Raw genomic sequence first — 16,123 nt, 5'->3', positions numbered from 1 at the left:
CGCATCCTAACAACAAAAAAATGCTCTTGAAACTATTCTCAAATACCGCTTGACATATAGTACTGTAACTTTTATAATTACAGATAGGAACTGATATTTATTTGATTACAGTTTATTCAGAAAGGAACTGCCATGAACAACACCCTCACCGGATTTCTGGGTACCTATGCCTCGCCTGACAGCCTGGGCATTTACCGTTTTACCATTGATTTAAGGAATGGGGCAATGTCTTACCCTGAATTATATTATGAAGCCCCGGATTGTAAGTATCTTTCCCTTAAGGACGCCATGCTGGCCTCTCCTTTAAAAAGGGAGGCCAGGTCCGGGATATGTCTTCTGGATACAGCCCATAATAAAGAGAATGCCTCTGTTCCACTGGTTGGCGAATACTTCGATGAATCCTCACCGGCATGCTACGTTGCCCAGGATGAACGATATATATACACGGCCAACTACCACGAAGGCGCCATACTGATATATGAGATAAAACATGAGGCCAATTTCCACGGACACGAAAAATGTCCGGCCCGCCGGTACCTTAAACCGGTTAAAAAAATTCTCATTGCACCCAAAGCCGGATGCCATCAGATTTTGTTTCACAGTCATTATATGATGGTTCCCTGCCTGCTGCTGGATAAAGTGATGGTGTTTGACCGCCATATGGATTTTGCCCTTGTATCTGAACTGGCCTTTCCCACAGGCACAGGCCCCCGACACGGAATTTTTGACAAGGACCATACGCAGCTATTCCTTGTCAGCGAGCTGAGCAATCAGGTCTTTGTCTATGGACTGACGGAAACTACTGCCTCCGGGGCAGACAGCAGCAGTATATCTCTTCCGGACTTTACCATGAGGCTTATGCAAATTTACCCGCTTTTCCCTTCAGACGCAGTGTATAAGGAATCTCCTGCGTCCGCGGCCATTCGTCTCTCACCGGACCAGCGCTTTTTGTATGTATCCACCCGCTTTGCCGAAGTCATAACGGTTTTCAGGATACACCAGGGGCATCTGGAGCAAATCCAGCAGACCGGGTGCGGAGGCGTCCATCCCCGCGACATGGTTCTCACCCCGGACGGAAGGTACCTGCTGGTTGCAAACCGGACCCAGGGCGGCCTTGTGAGCTTTCAGATTAACCCGGAAACAGGACAGCTCATGGAAATATGTTCCCGTGTGCCTGCGCCGGAGGCTGTTTCCATTGTTCTTTCCCCGCACACCAATTAACCCGTTTTTCACCTGATAGGAGGTAATAGCATGACAAAACTTGATATTGGAATCATAGGACTTTCCGTTATGGGCAGAAGCCTTGCCCTGAATATGGCTGACCACGGTTTTAAGGTGGGCGGTTATAACCGCAGCGCCGCCGTCACAGACCAGGTAATGAAAGAACACCCCCATGAGAACCTGATTCCTTTTTATGACCTGGCCAATCTGACAGATGCCCTTTCCCGTCCCCGGAAGGTTATGCTGATGATTCAGGCCGGTAAACCGGTGGACGCTGTTATAGAACAGCTGACTCCCCTTCTCGAGAAAGGGGATATGATTCTGGACGGAGGAAATTCCTTTTTTGAGGATACCAGAAGGCGGGCAGCCCTGCTGGCGGACAAAGGGATTCATTATCTTGGAGTTGGCATCTCCGGCGGTGAGGAAGGCGCCCGGTTTGGTCCCTCCATCATGCCCGGCGGTGATGCCGGGGCTTACCAATCAGTTCGTCCCATACTGGAAGCCATTGCTGCCAGGGCCATGGACGAACCCTGCTGCGCCTATATCGGCCCTGACGGGGCAGGGCATTATGTAAAAATGGTCCACAACGGCATTGAATATGCAGACATGCAGCTGATTGCTGAATCCTATCTCCTGCTAAAATATGTAGGCGGCTTTACCAATCAGGAGATGGCCGATACCTTTCAATCCTGGAATGACGGGGAGCTTCGCAGTTACCTGATAGGCATTACAGCCGGTATTTTCCGGGAGGCTGATGACCTGGCCGGCGGAGCGCTCATCGACCGCATCAGAGACAGCGCCAAGCAAAAGGGAACCGGAAGATGGGCCAGCATAGAAGCCTTGAGACAGGGCGTGGATATCTCTATGATTACCTCCGCCTGCACAGCCCGAATCATGTCCAACCATCTGGATGAGAGAGAAAAGGCGTCCGGGCTTATTCATTCCCCGTCCATCAGCCTGTCCCCTGACAAGGCGTCATTTGCAGCCATGGTCCGCCAGGCCCTGTATACAGGAAAAATCATTGCATATGCCCAGGGCTTCTCACTGATGCAGGATGCATCCGTACAGTACGGCTGGAATCTGGACCTGGGAAAAATTGCTTCCATATTCCGCGCAGGATGTATCATTCAGGCTGTTTTCTTAAATGACATCACCCATGCCTTTGAAGCTGAGCCGAAGCCGGAAAGCCTGATATTCGACCGTTTCTTCCTGTCACGCATCAATGAGCACCAGGACAGTCTGCGTCAGGCCGTTTCCACAGGCGTCATGAGCGGCCTTCCCATTCCCGCCCTCTGCAATGCAGTGTCCTACCTGGATGAATTCCGGGCAAAGGCAGCAGGCGCCAATCTGATTCAGGCCCAGAGGGACTGCTTTGGAGCCCACACCTATGAGAGAACCGACCGCGAAGGCGTATTCCACCACGAATGGAGGTGGGCAAATGAAAATCAGCACTAACCTCACCATATTCGGAGGAACCGGAGACCTCACCTTCCGCAAGCTCCTGCCTGCCCTTTACACCATGGATATCACTGGAAAGCTTCCGCAGGACAGCCGTATCACCATCATTGGGCGCCGTGACTATGACAGCAGCCATTACCGTCAGATTGCCAGGGACTGGGTGGAGAAATTCACCCGGCTCTCCTTTGAGGAACATACATTCGGCTGTTTTGCAGAAAAAATAGATTATTACCGGATGGATTTCTCTGATTTAGGACAATACCAGGGACTGAATGAGTATTACAGAAAAAATGATATCCTGTCACACATCTTTTATTTTGCAGTGGCGCCCCGCTTTTTCAAAGCCATCACAGAGGGGCTTAAGCTGGTCCGCGGCTCCGCCTCCGGCAAGGTTATACTGGAAAAACCCTTTGGTGAAAACCTGGCTGCTGCCACAGCCCTTAACAAAGAGCTGGAAGTATTCTTTGGCCCGGAGCATATTTACCGTATCGACCATTACCTGGGAAAGGAAATGGTCCGTAATATCCAGGCAATCCGCTTTTCCAATCCCATTTTTACGGATGTATGGAATTCCCGCTATATTGAATCCGTACAGATTTCCGCTCTGGAGGACATGGGCGTGGAAACCCGGGGCGGTTACTACGACGCCAGCGGTGCCCTGAAGGATATGGTGCAGAACCATCTGTTCCAGATTTTGTCCATCATGGCTATGGAGCAGCCGGAGGAATTCAGCCCCAAGGGGCTGCACGACGCCCAGTTGGATGTCTTCCGCTGTTTACGGCCGGCCGGCGGTACATCCATAGAAAACACCCTGGTCCTGGGGCAGTATGAGGGATACAAAGACGAACCCCTTGTAAAACCGGATTCACAGACCGAAACCTATGGAGCCCTGCGCCTTTTTATTGACAATGAACGCTGGAACGGAACTCCGTTTTACATCCGGACCGGAAAAAAGACAGGAAAGCGCGAAATTGAACTGGCCGTGATTTTCCGCCGCCCTTATCCGGAGGTGGAGCCTAATATACTAATCATAAAGATTCAGCCCACGGAAGGCGTTTATCTGCAGTTTAATATCAAACGCCCCGGCGACTCAGAAGATATCATCCCGGCCAAAATGGACTTCTGCCAGAATTGCAGCCTGATTCATCAGCTCAATACCCCTGAGGCCTATGAACGTCTCATCACTGCCTGCATGAAGGGGGAGCGCTCCTGGTTCTCCCAGTGGGACCAGATAGAGCTGAGCTGGAATTACATCAGCTGTCTGAAGGAACTCTATGCAGGAAATAAACTTCCGGTGTATCCTTATAAACCAGGCTCCCATGGACCGGCCGAAGCGGACCGGCTGCTGGAGCAGCATGGGCATAGCTGGCTGTAGGAGGTCTGCAGGAAGAAGGCGGGATATCGGCGGAAGGCGGCACATCGGTGGAAAGCGGCACATCGGCGGAAGGCGGCACATCGGCGGAAGGCGGAACATCGGAAGAAAGCGGCACATCGGCGGAAGGCGGCACATCGGCGAGGCACGGCCGGCACAGAGGAGAGAATATGTACAGTACAGAAGAGCAGAAAAAAGCGGCTGCCTGGCGGGCGGCCATGGAAGTAACCGATAATATGGTACTGGGCCTTGGAACCGGTTCAACCGTATATTACCTCATTCAAAATTTGTCTGAACGAATCCGCGGCGGCCTGAACATCCATGCGGCAGCCACCTCTCTTGGAACGGAATCATTGGCCCAGCATCTGGGTATTCCCCTCATATCCCTGAGGGATGCACAAACCATACACCTGGCCATCGACGGTGTGGATGCCATTGACCCGGATTTTTATTCCATTAAGGGCGGGGGCGGCGCTCTGTTCCGGGAGAAAATCATTGCATGCAGGGCCCGGCAGGTCATATGGATTATGGACCGGAGCAAACTTGTAAAATCCCTGGGCGGGTGTGTGCTTCCTGTGGAAGTTCCTTCCTTTGCAGTGCCTTATGTGGAGGAGCAGGTAAAGAAAGCAGGATTTATACCAAAGCTGAGGTTAAAAGACGGAAATATATTTGTCACAGATAACGGCAATCATATTCTGGACCTGACAGGAAGCAAAGACATGAACTATCCCGCGGCAGCCCACCGTCTCAAGGCCATGACCGGCATATTGGAGACAGGCCTATTTCGCGATATCTGCGGAAAAATCATAATCGGGACCGAATATGGAACCGAAGAACGGCATCATATTTGAGCTGCAGCCATAAAACCAACCGGAAAAGTCCCGGACTCCGCATGATGCAGAACCCGGGACTTTTTCATTTTCTTAGATTGAATCCGCCTATGCTGATTTCGCTCTGGCAGCTGCCTTATCCTCCAGCTTGGACACAAACACAGTACCTGCAAGGTCGCCCAGGCAGTTGTTGGTTGTGGTTCCCATGTCAAACAGACGGTAGAATGCAGCGATGATACCTACAATCTCTGTAGGCAGACCAAAGGCAGTAACCATGACCAGAAGTTTTACAATACCGCTTCCCGGAATACCGCCGCCGCCGGTGGAAAGAATGGCAGACATCAGTATGATTTTCACCATGGTTCCCAGGGTAACCGGGACACCAATGGTCTGGCTGATAAACAGGATGACACAGCCGTACAGGATAACGCTGCCGTCATAGTTCATCTGTGAGCCCAGAGGCACGGTGAAACCGGAAATGGTTTCCGGAACATTGAATTTTTCCTTTGCCACCTTGATGTTAATCGGAATTGCTGCCACACTGGAGCAGGTGGAGATGGTATACACCCAAAGTTCCGCGCTGTCCTTTAAGAACTTAAGCGGATTGATTCCCGCAGTTACCCAGATAACAGTACAGTAAACCAGTACCACATGTACCAGGCAGGCCAGATAATAGGTTCCTACAAGGGTCGCCATACTTGTAAAGATACCGGCTCCGTACTTTCCAAAAGAATCTCCCATCAGGAAGAATACACCGATTGGGGACACCAGCATAATCATGTTAATCAGTGAAAATACCATGTCGTTGAGCACGTTCATGCCCTTGATTGCCTTTTCCTTGTGCTCCGGATTCTTCATTCTTAAAATCGCCACGCCCAGCAGGATTGCAATGACAACCGTCTGAAGAATATTGCCGTCAGCAAAGGTCTGGATGATATTGGATGAGAACATGCCTGTAAAGAAATCAGCTACCGTTATGTCCGCGCTGCCTGTTACCTCTTTGGACGCCAGCCCTGTAAAATTGGCTATGGTGCCAGGCTTTACAATGGATGTAACCAGGATGCCGATGGCACAGGCAACCAGTGTGGTGATAATATAATATGCCATGATACGGAAGCTGATTCTTCCCAGTGTTTTCATATCCTTCTGTGAAACAACTCCCGTTACAATGGTAACCAGTACCATTGGCACAACAATCATCTTAATACAATTCAGCCAGATGGTTCCAATAAACCCAACTTTGGTCATTGGTTCCCCGATAACGATTCCCAGAATCGCTCCCAACAACATGGCTGCAAATATCTGCGTGGATAAACCTACCTTTTTACCAGCAATCTTCATATGTCAAATCCCCCTTTATCGTAAAGAATCCAGTTCACGTATAATTGATACCGCTTTCTCCGTGTCCTCCCTCGAAATATCCTTGTAAAATACAAGTCTTACCTTATCCTTCAGCACCGGCTTAATCAATAACCCCTTTTCAGCCGCCCTGCTGCAGTATTCACCCGGCGTAAGTCCCAGTCCATTGGCATCCAGAACAATGATATTGCTCATAACCTTTCCGTATACCTTTGTGTTCTTTAAATCCTTTAACTGCTCTGCTGCATAGGCCGCATTGGCATTATCCTCCGCCAGGCGCTCAATGTTGTGCTTAAGGGCATACGTTCCAGGTGCTGCAATCACACCTGCCTGCCTCATGGCTCCGCCTAAAAGCTTCCTCTTATCCCTGACCTTCCTGGAAAATTCCTCTGAACAGCATACCAGCGATCCGATAGGCGCTCCCAGACCCTTTGAAATGCAGAACATCACGGAATCCACATACTTGCACATTTCCCGTGCCTCCACACCCAGGGCCACCACTGCGTTAAACATCCTGGCGCCATCCATATGGACAGGCACGCCAAACTCCTGGGCCAGTTCACGAATCGCCTTCATCCGCTCCAGCGGGACACAGGTACCGCCCGAAAAGTTGTGGGTATTCTCAATACACAGCAGGGCAATTTCCTGGCTCTCCAGTATGCGGCGCATATCGTCAAGGTCCGGCAGATTGTCCTGGTCCAATTTATAGGTAACCGGCTCAAGCTGCCCGATGGATGGGTCAAATACCACCTTTTCACTTAAGTAGATATGCTGCATCTCATCTACCATCACCTTCTGTCCCGGCTTGCAGTATGCAAGAATGGCAGATGTATTGCCCTGTGTTCCTGACGGGAACACCACCGCGGCCTCTTTTCCTGTCATCTCTGCCGCCAGGTCCTCCAGCTCATTGACCGCCAGGTCCTCACCCCTTCCTCTGGAATCCGTTCTTCCGTCATCCCCAAGTTTTGCTTCCAGTATGGTCTCCAACATTGCTCTGGTTGGCATACTGATGGTGTCACTTCTCAAATCTACCATTTCATTCCCTCCTAGTACATGGTTATACAGTATTATCAAGCAATATTTGTGCCATTTTTCTTGTTTGGTACAGGAATACGAGAAAAAACAGCTATATTCAGAGATATTTATGTTAATATCTGCAAAATATAGCTGTTTTTTTGGGTTTTCAGATTCGAAAAAAGGTAGAAAAAACAAATTTATTCCGGTTGGAATTGATTCTTACCTTGGCTGTTTCATGTCATGTGTCGCATTTCAAAATCAAAAGTGTGGCGTATCATTTAACGCAACATCTCTTGCGACATTTTATGCGACGTCTCATGCGACACCCTATGGGATATCATGTGCGGCACTGTATCCGGTGCTCACCGCTATATTTCATACTGCACATAATATACAAAATCATACTCTATCACTTTACTCCATATTTTTTGATATACCTCCAAACCGTACTCCTGTGTACACCAAGAATCCGGGCTGCTTTCGTTTTATTGCCACCTGCCTGTTCAATTGCCTGCATCAGAAGCTGTTCTGTTATCTCCTGACTAAGGCTCTCCCGGCTCAGGTCCATCCGCTTTAGACTCTCCTGACTCAGGCTCTCCCGGCCGCCATCCCCACTGCCGCCATATACCTTGTCATTCCCATTTCCATGGCCTTCCTGGCTGGCAGTCCAGTCTCCAATCTGCTCCATCCCGCAAGGCGGTTCATAATTCTCTATCACATAGCTGGCAGCCTCCCCTGATATAACGGAGGAATCGCATATGATACGGACCTTCTCCATAAAATGTCTCAGCTGCCGGGCATTTCCCGGCCATCCGTAGGAGGTAAGCACCTTCTGTGCAGCCGGAGTAAGGCAGCATTTTCCCCCGCCTTCTTTGAGAAACAGATTAGCCAGGCCAGGAATGTCCTCCACCCGTTCCCTCAGCGATGGGATTTTCAGGGTCAGCACGTTCAGACGGTAGAACAAATCCTCCCGGAATTTATGCTCCTTCACCAGCTCAATGAGATTTTTGTTGGTGGCTGCAAATATCCTGATGTTCACGGGAAAGACCCGGTCGCCGCCCAGGCGCATAACCTTACGTTCCTGCAGAACACGCAGCAGTCTGCTCTGAAGGGACATGGGCATTTCCCCTATCTCATCCAGAAAAATGGTTCCATTGTGGGCCAGCTCAAAAAGTCCCATTTTTCCACTTCTCCTGGCGCCGGTAAATGCGCCGTCATCATATCCAAAAAGCTCACTCTCCAGAATTCCTTCCGGAAGGGCTGCACAGTTTACAGCCACAAAGGGCCCTTTCCTCCGGCTGCTGGCATTATGCATGCTCTGGGCAAACATCTCCTTGCCGGAACCTGTCTCCCCCAGCAAAAGTACGGTCAGGTCCGTGTGGGCGTACCGCTTTGCATGCTGGATGCACTGATTCATCTGCTGGCTGCTTCCGCATATGTCCTTAAAGGAGTAGGTTGCCTGGAATCCCTTTATGCCTTTATCCCTGATTTTATGTTCCCCTCTTGTAATGGTCCCCGCATCGTTGAAGGTGATGACCGCGCCCAGTATCTCCTCGTTTTTATATGTCAGGGGAATCATGTCATAGAGAATATCAGCCCCATTGATGGAGCCTGTCTCCTGTATGATTTCCTCCCCGGTCGCCAGTACGTCACAGACCGCCTCAAAGGCAGGAAATACCTCCGTTATGGGCATGTCATAAACGCGGCCGCCCGGATTGGGCAGATAGGGTTTGGCCACCCGGTTCATCCAGGTAATATTTCCTTTTATGTCAACTGCTATATACTTCTCATTGGTGGTATTCAGTATGGTCTTAAGCTCCTCCGCCTTTCTGGTCGCCGCCTTGACCGTGGCAATCAGTTTCTCTGCCTCCTGGCACGCATAGGACAGGGACTTGTCCGTCAGCTCAATGCGGACTGCCGGCAGCCCTAATTCCCTTGCATAACGGGTCTGGATAAGGCCGCCCACAATCACGTCCACCCCTTCATCTTTAAGCTTCTGGATCTGATGATAGGTATCATCTGCATCCACGGCAAATATCTGCCGTATATTTACATTCAGGATAGGGTTTAAGCGTTCCAGACCGCTGAGAAGATTGTTATAGCCAATAACACCGATGTTTCTGCCGTAATGGCTGGCCTCAATCAGGGTGTCTGCCATATCCTCAAACGGAATGGGAATTTCCACCACCGGCAGGTCCACTACCTTGCGGATTCGCAAAGCCGTGGCCCCCCGCCCCAATATGACGCTCACCCCGCGCCTCAGCATTTCCGGAACCAGCTCCGGGTCCCATACCGTGACAATTACGTCCTTATCCAATTTTTTGAATATCTGCTGTGCCTGCTCTACAAAATCTTCGCTGAAAGCAGCGTACCAAATCTGGCTCATGGGAAGCCCTCCGATTTTTTATCATGTAGTTACTAAAAGACTATCTATATAATTCTAAACAACCATTCATATTGCATCCTCAGTATAGAATATTTACTCAAATATCTCAAAAAATTCAGCCATGGAACAGCCCAATGCCATTGTAATCTTTTCAAGACTCATAATTGATAAATTCCGTTTTCCATTTTCTACGGATGCAATATAGGTCCGGTCCAGACCTGCCTTGAATGCCAATGCCTCTTGACTTAATAATCGTTCCTTTCTCAATTGGCGTATTCTGTTTCCAACTTCCATTTTTATATCACCAGAAAACTCCATCGCACTCACCTCTTGTAGGTAAGCGTAGCGGAGTGTGACTTATTTATCAACGGACTATAAGTCACATATATCCATACATTCCAAATATTTTATTTCGTCCGGACTAAACTCGTCGAATTTTTTCTGAGAATTACATTCATCTAGTACTCATCATTCCCGACCGCATAACCACTTTAATCCACTGTTTATCTTTCCTAAAACAACATATCTGGTTAAGGAATCCCTGCATTTACAACCGCCAGACAAGCATCAAAAAATGCATGACGCACCCTGAGGCCATCATGCATTTTATTTTAACTACACATTTCTTCCCATCTCATATGCCTGACCCATGGCCGGGGACCCTTTAATCTCTCCCGCCTGCCATGCACCTGTTCCATAAATGATTCCCTTTTCCCTGGCTCCTGTCAGACAGTCCTGCGTAAATCCCCGGAATCCCTCTATGGTGCGCTCAATCATCTTCTGTTCCGTATCCGCGGCAGCCATTATGAAGTAAAAATCTTTATTCTGGATTTCCGTATATCTGGGCACTGTACGGTCAATCAATGTCTTCATCTGTGCGTCCATGGTGTAAAAATAAACAGGGGTGGCCAGCACGATGACATCTGCCTCAACCATTTTATCCAGCACCTCTGCCATATCATCCTTTTGGACACACTTATGAGTTGTGTTACAGACACCGCACCCTTTGCAATATCCGATACTCTTACCCGCCAGAAAAATCTTTTCCGCCTGGTTCCCGGCTTCCTGTGCTCCCCGGATAAACGCATCACAGAGGGTGTCTGAATTTCCGCCCTTCCTTGGACTTGCTGATAAAACCAATACTTTTTTACTCATATGTAAATCTCCTCTCATTAAGCTTTCTTCCAGTATCTTATCATCTGGAGTTAACTTCAAGTCAAGAAAATTTTCACGTTTGGCTCACGTTTGGTCCCTGTTTGGCTTTAGCTTCCCCTTAGCTCAATATCACCTTCCGCTTCATCCAATAATACACAAACCCGGTACAATCCGCCAGAAACCACCCAATGGGCACTGACGCCCATATACCTGCAACACCGATAGAAGGAACCGCAGACAGGACGTAGGCAAGGACTACCCTGGTTCCCAGCGATATAACCGTCAGAACCACGGACATCTCCGGCCTTCTCACAGCACGGTACAGGCCATACAGCAGGAACAGACAGCCGATACCGCAGTAAAATGTCCCCTCAATCCGAAGATACTGCACCCCCACTGCCAATATTTCGGTTTCCTGTGGCTGTACAAAAATAAGCATAAGCTCCCTTGCAAACACACACACAATGAATGATATCACCAGACAAAACAAGGCGGAAGCAGCGACAGCGCTTTTAATTCCCTTTTCCACCCGGTCATGCCTGCCAGCTCCATAGTTCTGGGCTATGAAAGTGGAAAATGCATTTCCAAAGTCCTGTACCGGCATATAAGCAAAGGAGTCTATTTTCACCGCTGCGGCAAACGCCGCCATGACTGCCGCGCCAAAGCTGTTGACCAATCCCTGGACCATCAATATACCAAAATTCATCACTGACTGCTGGACGCAGGTCAGAAATGAGAAACCGGATATTTCCGCCAGCACCTTCCGGTCCATTTTCATATGGCTTCTGTTTATCCTGAATTCCGGCATTTTTAAAAATGTATACAGGCAGATTCCAATGCCTGACACAAACTGGGAAATAACAGTCGCCGCACCAGCGCCGGCCACACCCCATTGAAAGACCAGAACAAACACCAAATCCAGTCCCACATTCAGGAGGGCTGATATGCCAAGAAATACCAGCGGTATGAAGGAATTTCCCACCGCCCTAAGAAGACACGCAAAATAATTGTACAAGAATACAGCGCTGATACCAAAGAAAATAACCCACAGATATTCTCTCATGAGCCCATAGATTTCCGCAGGTACACATAACAGGCGCATGATTGGGTCTATGAACAGGAATACAGCTGTATTCAGTATCAGGGCCACTGCCGCCACAAGCACGAACGATACAAACATACTGGATTTAAGCATCCTCTCGTTCTTCTCTCCAAAGCGCAGGGAGAATACAGCTCCGCTTCCCATACACAGACCCAGGAGAATGGAAGTAAGGAATGACATCAGCGCATAGGCAGCGCCAACTGCTGCCAATGCCTGCACTCCCAGATACCGGCCCACAATCAGTGTATCTGCAATATTATAAAACTGCTGCAGAAGGTTCCCCGCTATCATGGGAAGTGCGAACCGCAGCATGGTTCCCGTGATGGAACCTGTAGTCAAATCCCTATGCATGTCTCTTACATCCCTCTATGAATGATTGGAATATTTTTCCTGCATCTGCGTCCTCCGGCGGCATGAACTCAGGATGCCACTGTACAGCCTGTATGTATTCCCTGTCAGGCGCATATACTCCTTCCACCAGTCCGTCCTCTGCCACAGCCATGGCCTTAAGCCCGGGAGCCAGTTTCCTGATTCCCTGGTGGTGGTAACTGTTCACTCCCATGGTACTCTTTCCCAAGAGCTTACATAGCGGTCCGTCAGCCGTCAGTTCCACCTGATGGCAGGCCCGGCTGTAGGGCGGTTCCATGTGGTGCCCGACGCTGCAGGTACCCTGAAATTGGGACTGCAGGTCCTGAAACAGGGTGCCTCCCATAAGAACATTTATCAGCTGCAGGCCCCGGCAGATTCCAAGCACCGCCTTGCGGTCCTCCCATGCCATGCAAAACACGGTTTGTTCCAGCCTGTCCCGTTCCATACAGGCAGGTCCGCACAGAGCGGTCTTTTCCTCCCCGTATAGGGATGGGTCCACGTCATGTCCACCTGTAAACAGATACCCGCTGCACATACTGTTTATCTGGCGTAAATCCGCCTCGCCACATACAAGCGGCAGTATCATGGGGATTCCCCCCGCCCGGCGGATTCCTTCCATATATCCCGGCACCATCCATATGCTGTCCTTATCCTCGTCATATAATGGTATGATTCCTATCACTGGCTTCATGTGTATTTACCTCGTTTCATGTGTACTTACCTCATCTCTTTATGACTGCGTCTTCATAGCTGTCCTCATCTCATCCTATATATCCGGAAAAAATATTCCCCTTGTTACATTGATGAATGTCCGGCCATTTTCCCCCTTAATCTTATATGCCCTCCCGTGTCAGTACACAGTAGACTCATTGGCCGAGATTTCCACAGTACTGCCATCCTTTTTATGATATGTAACCGTAATTACCGCTTCCCCTTTGTCCGGGGTTCCCAGTTCATAGTTCAGAAAACCAGGTATCTTTGAAGCCAAATCTATTTTGTCCCGGGTCTGAAACAAACGGGGCTCCTGCCCCGCATCTCTGTCCAGAATTTCCACACTGGATATTTCATCCGCATCCGGCAGTCCCATCAGAGGTATGCCGCGAAGCCAGAAAAACAATACACACATGATAATCATACAGATTATGGCCTGTAACATATACTGCCTGAAAATCTTCCTCATCGACGTTCCTCCTTGATTGCTGTTATACCCTATGACGCGCGGTTTCATTACCGCACTGTTTCATTGCCGCACTGTTTCATCGTCACACTGTTTCATTACCATGTTGGTTCGGCATCATCCGGTCCTGCCGCCCTTATCATAGAGACAGTATATCACAGACTTCCAATAATTTACAAACAATATCTCTGTTCGTATTCTGATTAATGCCAATAGCCCTGCTTCCCTCATGTTCCAAGTTCTCCGGGTCTTCCCCGCATACATCCACCCCTATTATACTGCGGCAGGACGCAGCCTCTTTTATGCATGCCAGCACATCCCCCAGCCGGACCTCTCCCTGGTCCCAATTTGTGACAGCCCAGGATTGGCCCAGGATGTCCTTATCCAGTGATATATACAGGGGGAGTCCGGAGTTCTTCAGATGACTGCTGATGCACCCCGGTATCTTCAATTCCTCTTCCCTGATTCCAATGACCCGTTCCCCGTCAGTTTCCTCCTCCATACATGGCGGTCCTGCCAGATAGACCGTTTTCAATCCCGGATTCGTATCCAGAGCTGACTGAATCCACCCGCCGCATGACAGGATATCTCCAAACATAGGCATCTGCATGTCCGTATGGTGGTCAAATACCAGCAGTTCAAATTCCCCTTCTATCTTATCCAGCCAGATTTTACTCACATAATGGTAATTCCCGGAGTCCAGGAAATGGATTCCGGAGGGCTCCATAAAGCGGATTCTCTCCCTGATGGCTGCTTCCGCCTCCTGGTCACAGTAACAATTGGTGCCCTTTAAATCTTTAAGCTCCAGCCACACAGCGTTCAATCCCCTGTAAAATGACTGTTTTTCATAGGCTCCTGTAAAATTCATAATGACAATCTTATCCCGTGTAAGCATACCGATTCACCGCCTGCCTTTCATACATGCTGTTATCCATATTCCTCATACTGCTGACTAGATTTATCATACTGTATTAGATACTTCTCATACTGCTTTTCTATGATTGTAGCAGATAGGCTCCAAATAAGAAACTATCTGTGTACAATATTTTTTATAATAATAGTAATTATTATTGATTTTATGGAATTTCTATGGTACAATACAAATATCTTACATATTATCAATTATACGTGGTAAAATCAAACTATAGCCGAAAAGGCAAATGAAACACAGGAGGGGTACATTTTATGGATTCAAAAGCATTTTTCAAATTAAGTTACGGCGTTTACATCATTTCCACCAGCGCAGACGGCAAGGAAAGCGGCTGCGTCATCAACACACTGACCCAGGTCACCTCATCTCCCGCCAGGGTATCCATTGCTCTCAACAAGGAAAACTATACCTTCCGGCTGATTGAGACATCCGGCACTTTTTCCGCGGTCGTGCTTTCAGACGATGTGGAGATGGACCTGATTAAACGCTTTGGTTTCCAGTGCGGCAAGGATGTAAAGAAATTTGACGGTATTGCACAGGGACGGGACAGTCTGTATAGCCCATATCCCACTGAGGGAGTCTGTGCACGGTTCACCTGCCGCGTTGTATCCTCCATGGACGTGGGAACCCATATGCTTATAGTGGGCGAGGTAGTGGAAGCAGAAGTCCTGGATTCCCAGACACCAGCCCTCACCTATTCCAATTACCATCTGAAGAAAAACGGAACCACTCCGCCAAAGGCACCTTCCTATCAGGCAGACACCGATAAGGTGACCGGATGGCGCTGTACCGTATGCGGATACATTCTGGAATCCGAGACATTGCCCCCTGACTTCATCTGTCCGGTCTGCGGCAAGGATGCCAGCTATTTTGTCAAACTTTAGCCTCCTTATTTTCCTTTTTATATAAAATACCCCTGAAAACAGCTGATTCATACCCATAAGCTGTTTTCAGGGGCATTTTCATGTCCTCTGGATGTATCTGGCTTCTGGCAGGATATTTCCTACTCCTGGCCAGACCTATTCTTATCCCGGTTTTCTTCCTTATCATTGGTAACATTACCGTCCCCGCTGACCGGTATGGCGTCGCCCAGATAGGTGGGCTTGGGCATCACTATCGTGTAGAGCAAATCCTTGGGCCTGGCCAGCAGCTCCCGCAAATCCCGCATCTTCTGACCGCCATACTGCCTTGGCTCTGATTCCACGCCGTATGCCTCCATACCCATGGCCTGCGCCACATAAAGAGCGCGGTACATGTGATAGCGCTGCGTGACTATGATGATTTTCTTGACCTGGAAAATATCCCTGGCCCGGTACATGCTCTCATAGGTGGAAAAACCTGCGTGGTCCATAAAGATGTCCCCTGAAGGAACGCCCTCGTCAATGGCGTACTGCTTCATCCGGTTTACCTCGTCATAATTCTTGCGCCCATGGTCTCCGCTCATGAGAAGGCGGTCTGATACACCATCCCCGTACAGCTGGATTCCCTTATCCAGCCTGTCCCGGAGCATGCCTGACGGCGTGCCGTCAGGCCTTACGCTGCAGCCCAGCACCATGATGCAGTCCACATCACCAAGGGCTGCCGCATCATCTGCACTGATGATATTCGGCTTTTCCTTCCTGATGATATACAGGTTAACGAGGAACAGGACCAGACAACCTGCCAGTCCCAATACCAGAAGTACCTTAACCGCTTTTTTCAGAATCGCTTTTTTATCCATTCCACTCTTCCTTCTCTTACGGAGCG

At 49.2% G+C, this 16,123-nt stretch carries 16 protein-coding genes; 5 read left to right on the top strand and 11 right to left on the bottom strand.

The window, feature by feature from the left end:
- The first annotated feature begins 132 nt into the window (after positions 1 to 132).
- From FGS84_RS24065 to rpiA, 4 genes are read left to right on the top strand one after another with little or no spacing between them, the layout of a single operon-like run.
- Positions 133 to 1,221, top strand: a complete 1,089-nt coding sequence (locus FGS84_RS24065) for a beta-propeller fold lactonase family protein (RefSeq protein WP_138310853.1) — start codon at positions 133 to 135, stop codon at positions 1,219 to 1,221.
- 30 nt (positions 1,222 to 1,251) lie between these two features.
- On the top strand, positions 1,252 to 2,676 hold the full coding sequence (gene gndA / locus FGS84_RS24060) for an NADP-dependent phosphogluconate dehydrogenase (RefSeq protein ID WP_138310852.1): 1,425 nt from the start codon (positions 1,252 to 1,254) through the stop codon (positions 2,674 to 2,676).
- On the top strand, positions 2,660 to 4,054 hold the full coding sequence (gene zwf / locus FGS84_RS24055) for a glucose-6-phosphate dehydrogenase (protein ID WP_138310851.1): 1,395 nt from the start codon (positions 2,660 to 2,662) through the stop codon (positions 4,052 to 4,054). The genes gndA and zwf overlap by 17 nt, the downstream gene beginning before the upstream one ends.
- Before the next feature lie 47 nt (positions 4,055 to 4,101).
- Positions 4,102 to 4,902: a ribose-5-phosphate isomerase RpiA gene (gene rpiA / locus FGS84_RS24050; RefSeq protein ID WP_243130061.1), complete on the top strand. Its 801-nt coding sequence runs from the start codon at positions 4,102 to 4,104 to the stop codon at positions 4,900 to 4,902.
- 87 nt (positions 4,903 to 4,989) lie between these two features.
- On the opposite strand, the gene FGS84_RS24045 is transcribed toward rpiA, so the two are convergent.
- The 9 genes from FGS84_RS24045 to FGS84_RS24005 form a co-directional block, all read right to left on the bottom strand.
- The gene (locus FGS84_RS24045; protein ID WP_138310850.1) at positions 4,990 to 6,222 is read right to left on the bottom strand and encodes a dicarboxylate/amino acid:cation symporter; all 1,233 of its coding nucleotides are present in this window, start codon (positions 6,220 to 6,222) and stop codon (positions 4,990 to 4,992) included.
- A 15-nt stretch (positions 6,223 to 6,237) separates the two neighbouring features.
- Positions 6,238 to 7,275 (bottom strand): GntG family PLP-dependent aldolase, encoded by a 1,038-nt coding sequence (locus FGS84_RS24040; RefSeq protein WP_138310849.1) that lies wholly within the window; start codon positions 7,273 to 7,275, stop codon positions 6,238 to 6,240.
- Between the two features lie 391 nt (positions 7,276 to 7,666).
- Positions 7,667 to 9,643: a sigma 54-interacting transcriptional regulator gene (locus tag FGS84_RS24035; RefSeq protein WP_138310848.1), complete on the bottom strand. Its 1,977-nt coding sequence runs from the start codon at positions 9,641 to 9,643 to the stop codon at positions 7,667 to 7,669.
- Positions 9,644 to 9,736: 93 nt separating this feature from the next.
- Positions 9,737 to 9,937 carry a helix-turn-helix transcriptional regulator gene (locus FGS84_RS24030; protein ID WP_243130059.1) on the bottom strand — a complete coding sequence of 67 codons (201 nt, stop codon included), beginning with the start codon at positions 9,935 to 9,937 and terminating at the stop codon, positions 9,737 to 9,739.
- 321 nt (positions 9,938 to 10,258) lie between these two features.
- On the bottom strand, positions 10,259 to 10,798 hold the full coding sequence (locus FGS84_RS24025; protein ID WP_138310846.1) for a flavodoxin family protein: 540 nt from the start codon (positions 10,796 to 10,798) through the stop codon (positions 10,259 to 10,261).
- Between the two features lie 118 nt (positions 10,799 to 10,916).
- Positions 10,917 to 12,251, bottom strand: a complete 1,335-nt coding sequence (locus tag FGS84_RS24020) for an MATE family efflux transporter (RefSeq protein WP_138310845.1) — start codon at positions 12,249 to 12,251, stop codon at positions 10,917 to 10,919.
- Positions 12,244 to 12,960, bottom strand: a complete 717-nt coding sequence (locus tag FGS84_RS24015) for a gamma-glutamyl-gamma-aminobutyrate hydrolase family protein (protein WP_138310844.1) — start codon at positions 12,958 to 12,960, stop codon at positions 12,244 to 12,246. The genes FGS84_RS24020 and FGS84_RS24015 overlap by 8 nt, the downstream gene beginning before the upstream one ends.
- 159 nt (positions 12,961 to 13,119) lie before the next feature.
- Complete coding sequence (locus FGS84_RS24010; RefSeq protein WP_138310843.1) at positions 13,120 to 13,449, bottom strand: hypothetical protein; 330 nt, start codon at positions 13,447 to 13,449, stop codon at positions 13,120 to 13,122.
- Between the two features lie 136 nt (positions 13,450 to 13,585).
- Positions 13,586 to 14,341 carry a hypothetical protein gene (locus FGS84_RS24005; protein WP_138310842.1) on the bottom strand — a complete coding sequence of 252 codons (756 nt, stop codon included), beginning with the start codon at positions 14,339 to 14,341 and terminating at the stop codon, positions 13,586 to 13,588.
- 290 nt (positions 14,342 to 14,631) lie between these two features.
- On the opposite strand from FGS84_RS24005, the gene FGS84_RS24000 reads away from it, so the two are divergent.
- Positions 14,632 to 15,261, top strand: a complete 630-nt coding sequence (locus FGS84_RS24000) for a flavin reductase (protein ID WP_138310841.1) — start codon at positions 14,632 to 14,634, stop codon at positions 15,259 to 15,261.
- On the opposite strand, the gene FGS84_RS31030 is transcribed toward FGS84_RS24000, so the two are convergent.
- Both FGS84_RS31030 and FGS84_RS23995 read right to left on the bottom strand, forming a co-directional pair.
- On the bottom strand, positions 15,251 to 15,427 hold the full coding sequence (locus FGS84_RS31030; protein ID WP_171042706.1) for a hypothetical protein: 177 nt from the start codon (positions 15,425 to 15,427) through the stop codon (positions 15,251 to 15,253). The two genes, FGS84_RS24000 and FGS84_RS31030, sit on opposite strands and share 11 nt — an antisense overlap.
- Positions 15,381 to 16,097, bottom strand: a complete 717-nt coding sequence (locus tag FGS84_RS23995) for an ElyC/SanA/YdcF family protein (protein WP_138310840.1) — start codon at positions 16,095 to 16,097, stop codon at positions 15,381 to 15,383. The genes FGS84_RS31030 and FGS84_RS23995 overlap by 47 nt, the downstream gene beginning before the upstream one ends.
- Between the last annotated feature and the right edge of the window lie 26 nt (positions 16,098 to 16,123).

This window comes from Clostridium sp. 1001271st1 H5 (assembly GCF_005845215.1).
Taxonomy (GTDB): Bacteria; Bacillota; Clostridia; order Lachnospirales; family Lachnospiraceae; genus Enterocloster.
Note: the sequence above shows the minus strand (reverse complement) of the source record. Positions and strands in the feature narration are given on the sequence as shown.

Bases quoted from the DNA above. Each gene is read 5' to 3' on its own strand.
- FGS84_RS24065 (WP_138310853.1), top strand. From the start codon at position 133: ATGAACAACACCCTCACCGGATTTCTGGGTACCTATGCCTCGCCTGAC.
- gndA (WP_138310852.1), top strand. From the start codon at position 1,252: ATGACAAAACTTGATATTGGAATCATAGGACTTTCCGTTATGGGCAGA.
- zwf (WP_138310851.1), top strand. From the start codon at position 2,660: ATGAAAATCAGCACTAACCTCACCATATTCGGAGGAACCGGAGACCTC.
- FGS84_RS24045 (WP_138310850.1), bottom strand. From the start codon at position 6,222: ATGAAGATTGCTGGTAAAAAGGTAGGTTTATCCACGCAGATATTTGCA.
- FGS84_RS24040 (WP_138310849.1), bottom strand. From the start codon at position 7,275: ATGGTAGATTTGAGAAGTGACACCATCAGTATGCCAACCAGAGCAATG.
- FGS84_RS24035 (WP_138310848.1), bottom strand. From the start codon at position 9,643: ATGAGCCAGATTTGGTACGCTGCTTTCAGCGAAGATTTTGTAGAGCAG.
- FGS84_RS24030 (WP_243130059.1), bottom strand. From the start codon at position 9,937: ATGGAAGTTGGAAACAGAATACGCCAATTGAGAAAGGAACGATTATTA.
- FGS84_RS24025 (WP_138310846.1), bottom strand. From the start codon at position 10,798: ATGAGTAAAAAAGTATTGGTTTTATCAGCAAGTCCAAGGAAGGGCGGA.
- FGS84_RS24020 (WP_138310845.1), bottom strand. From the start codon at position 12,251: ATGCATAGGGATTTGACTACAGGTTCCATCACGGGAACCATGCTGCGG.
- FGS84_RS24015 (WP_138310844.1), bottom strand. From the start codon at position 12,960: ATGAAGCCAGTGATAGGAATCATACCATTATATGACGAGGATAAGGAC.
- FGS84_RS24010 (WP_138310843.1), bottom strand. From the start codon at position 13,449: ATGAGGAAGATTTTCAGGCAGTATATGTTACAGGCCATAATCTGTATG.
- FGS84_RS24005 (WP_138310842.1), bottom strand. From the start codon at position 14,341: ATGCTTACACGGGATAAGATTGTCATTATGAATTTTACAGGAGCCTAT.
- FGS84_RS24000 (WP_138310841.1), top strand. From the start codon at position 14,632: ATGGATTCAAAAGCATTTTTCAAATTAAGTTACGGCGTTTACATCATT.
- FGS84_RS31030 (WP_171042706.1), bottom strand. From the start codon at position 15,427: ATGATAAGGAAGAAAACCGGGATAAGAATAGGTCTGGCCAGGAGTAGG.
- FGS84_RS23995 (WP_138310840.1), bottom strand. From the start codon at position 16,097: ATGGATAAAAAAGCGATTCTGAAAAAAGCGGTTAAGGTACTTCTGGTA.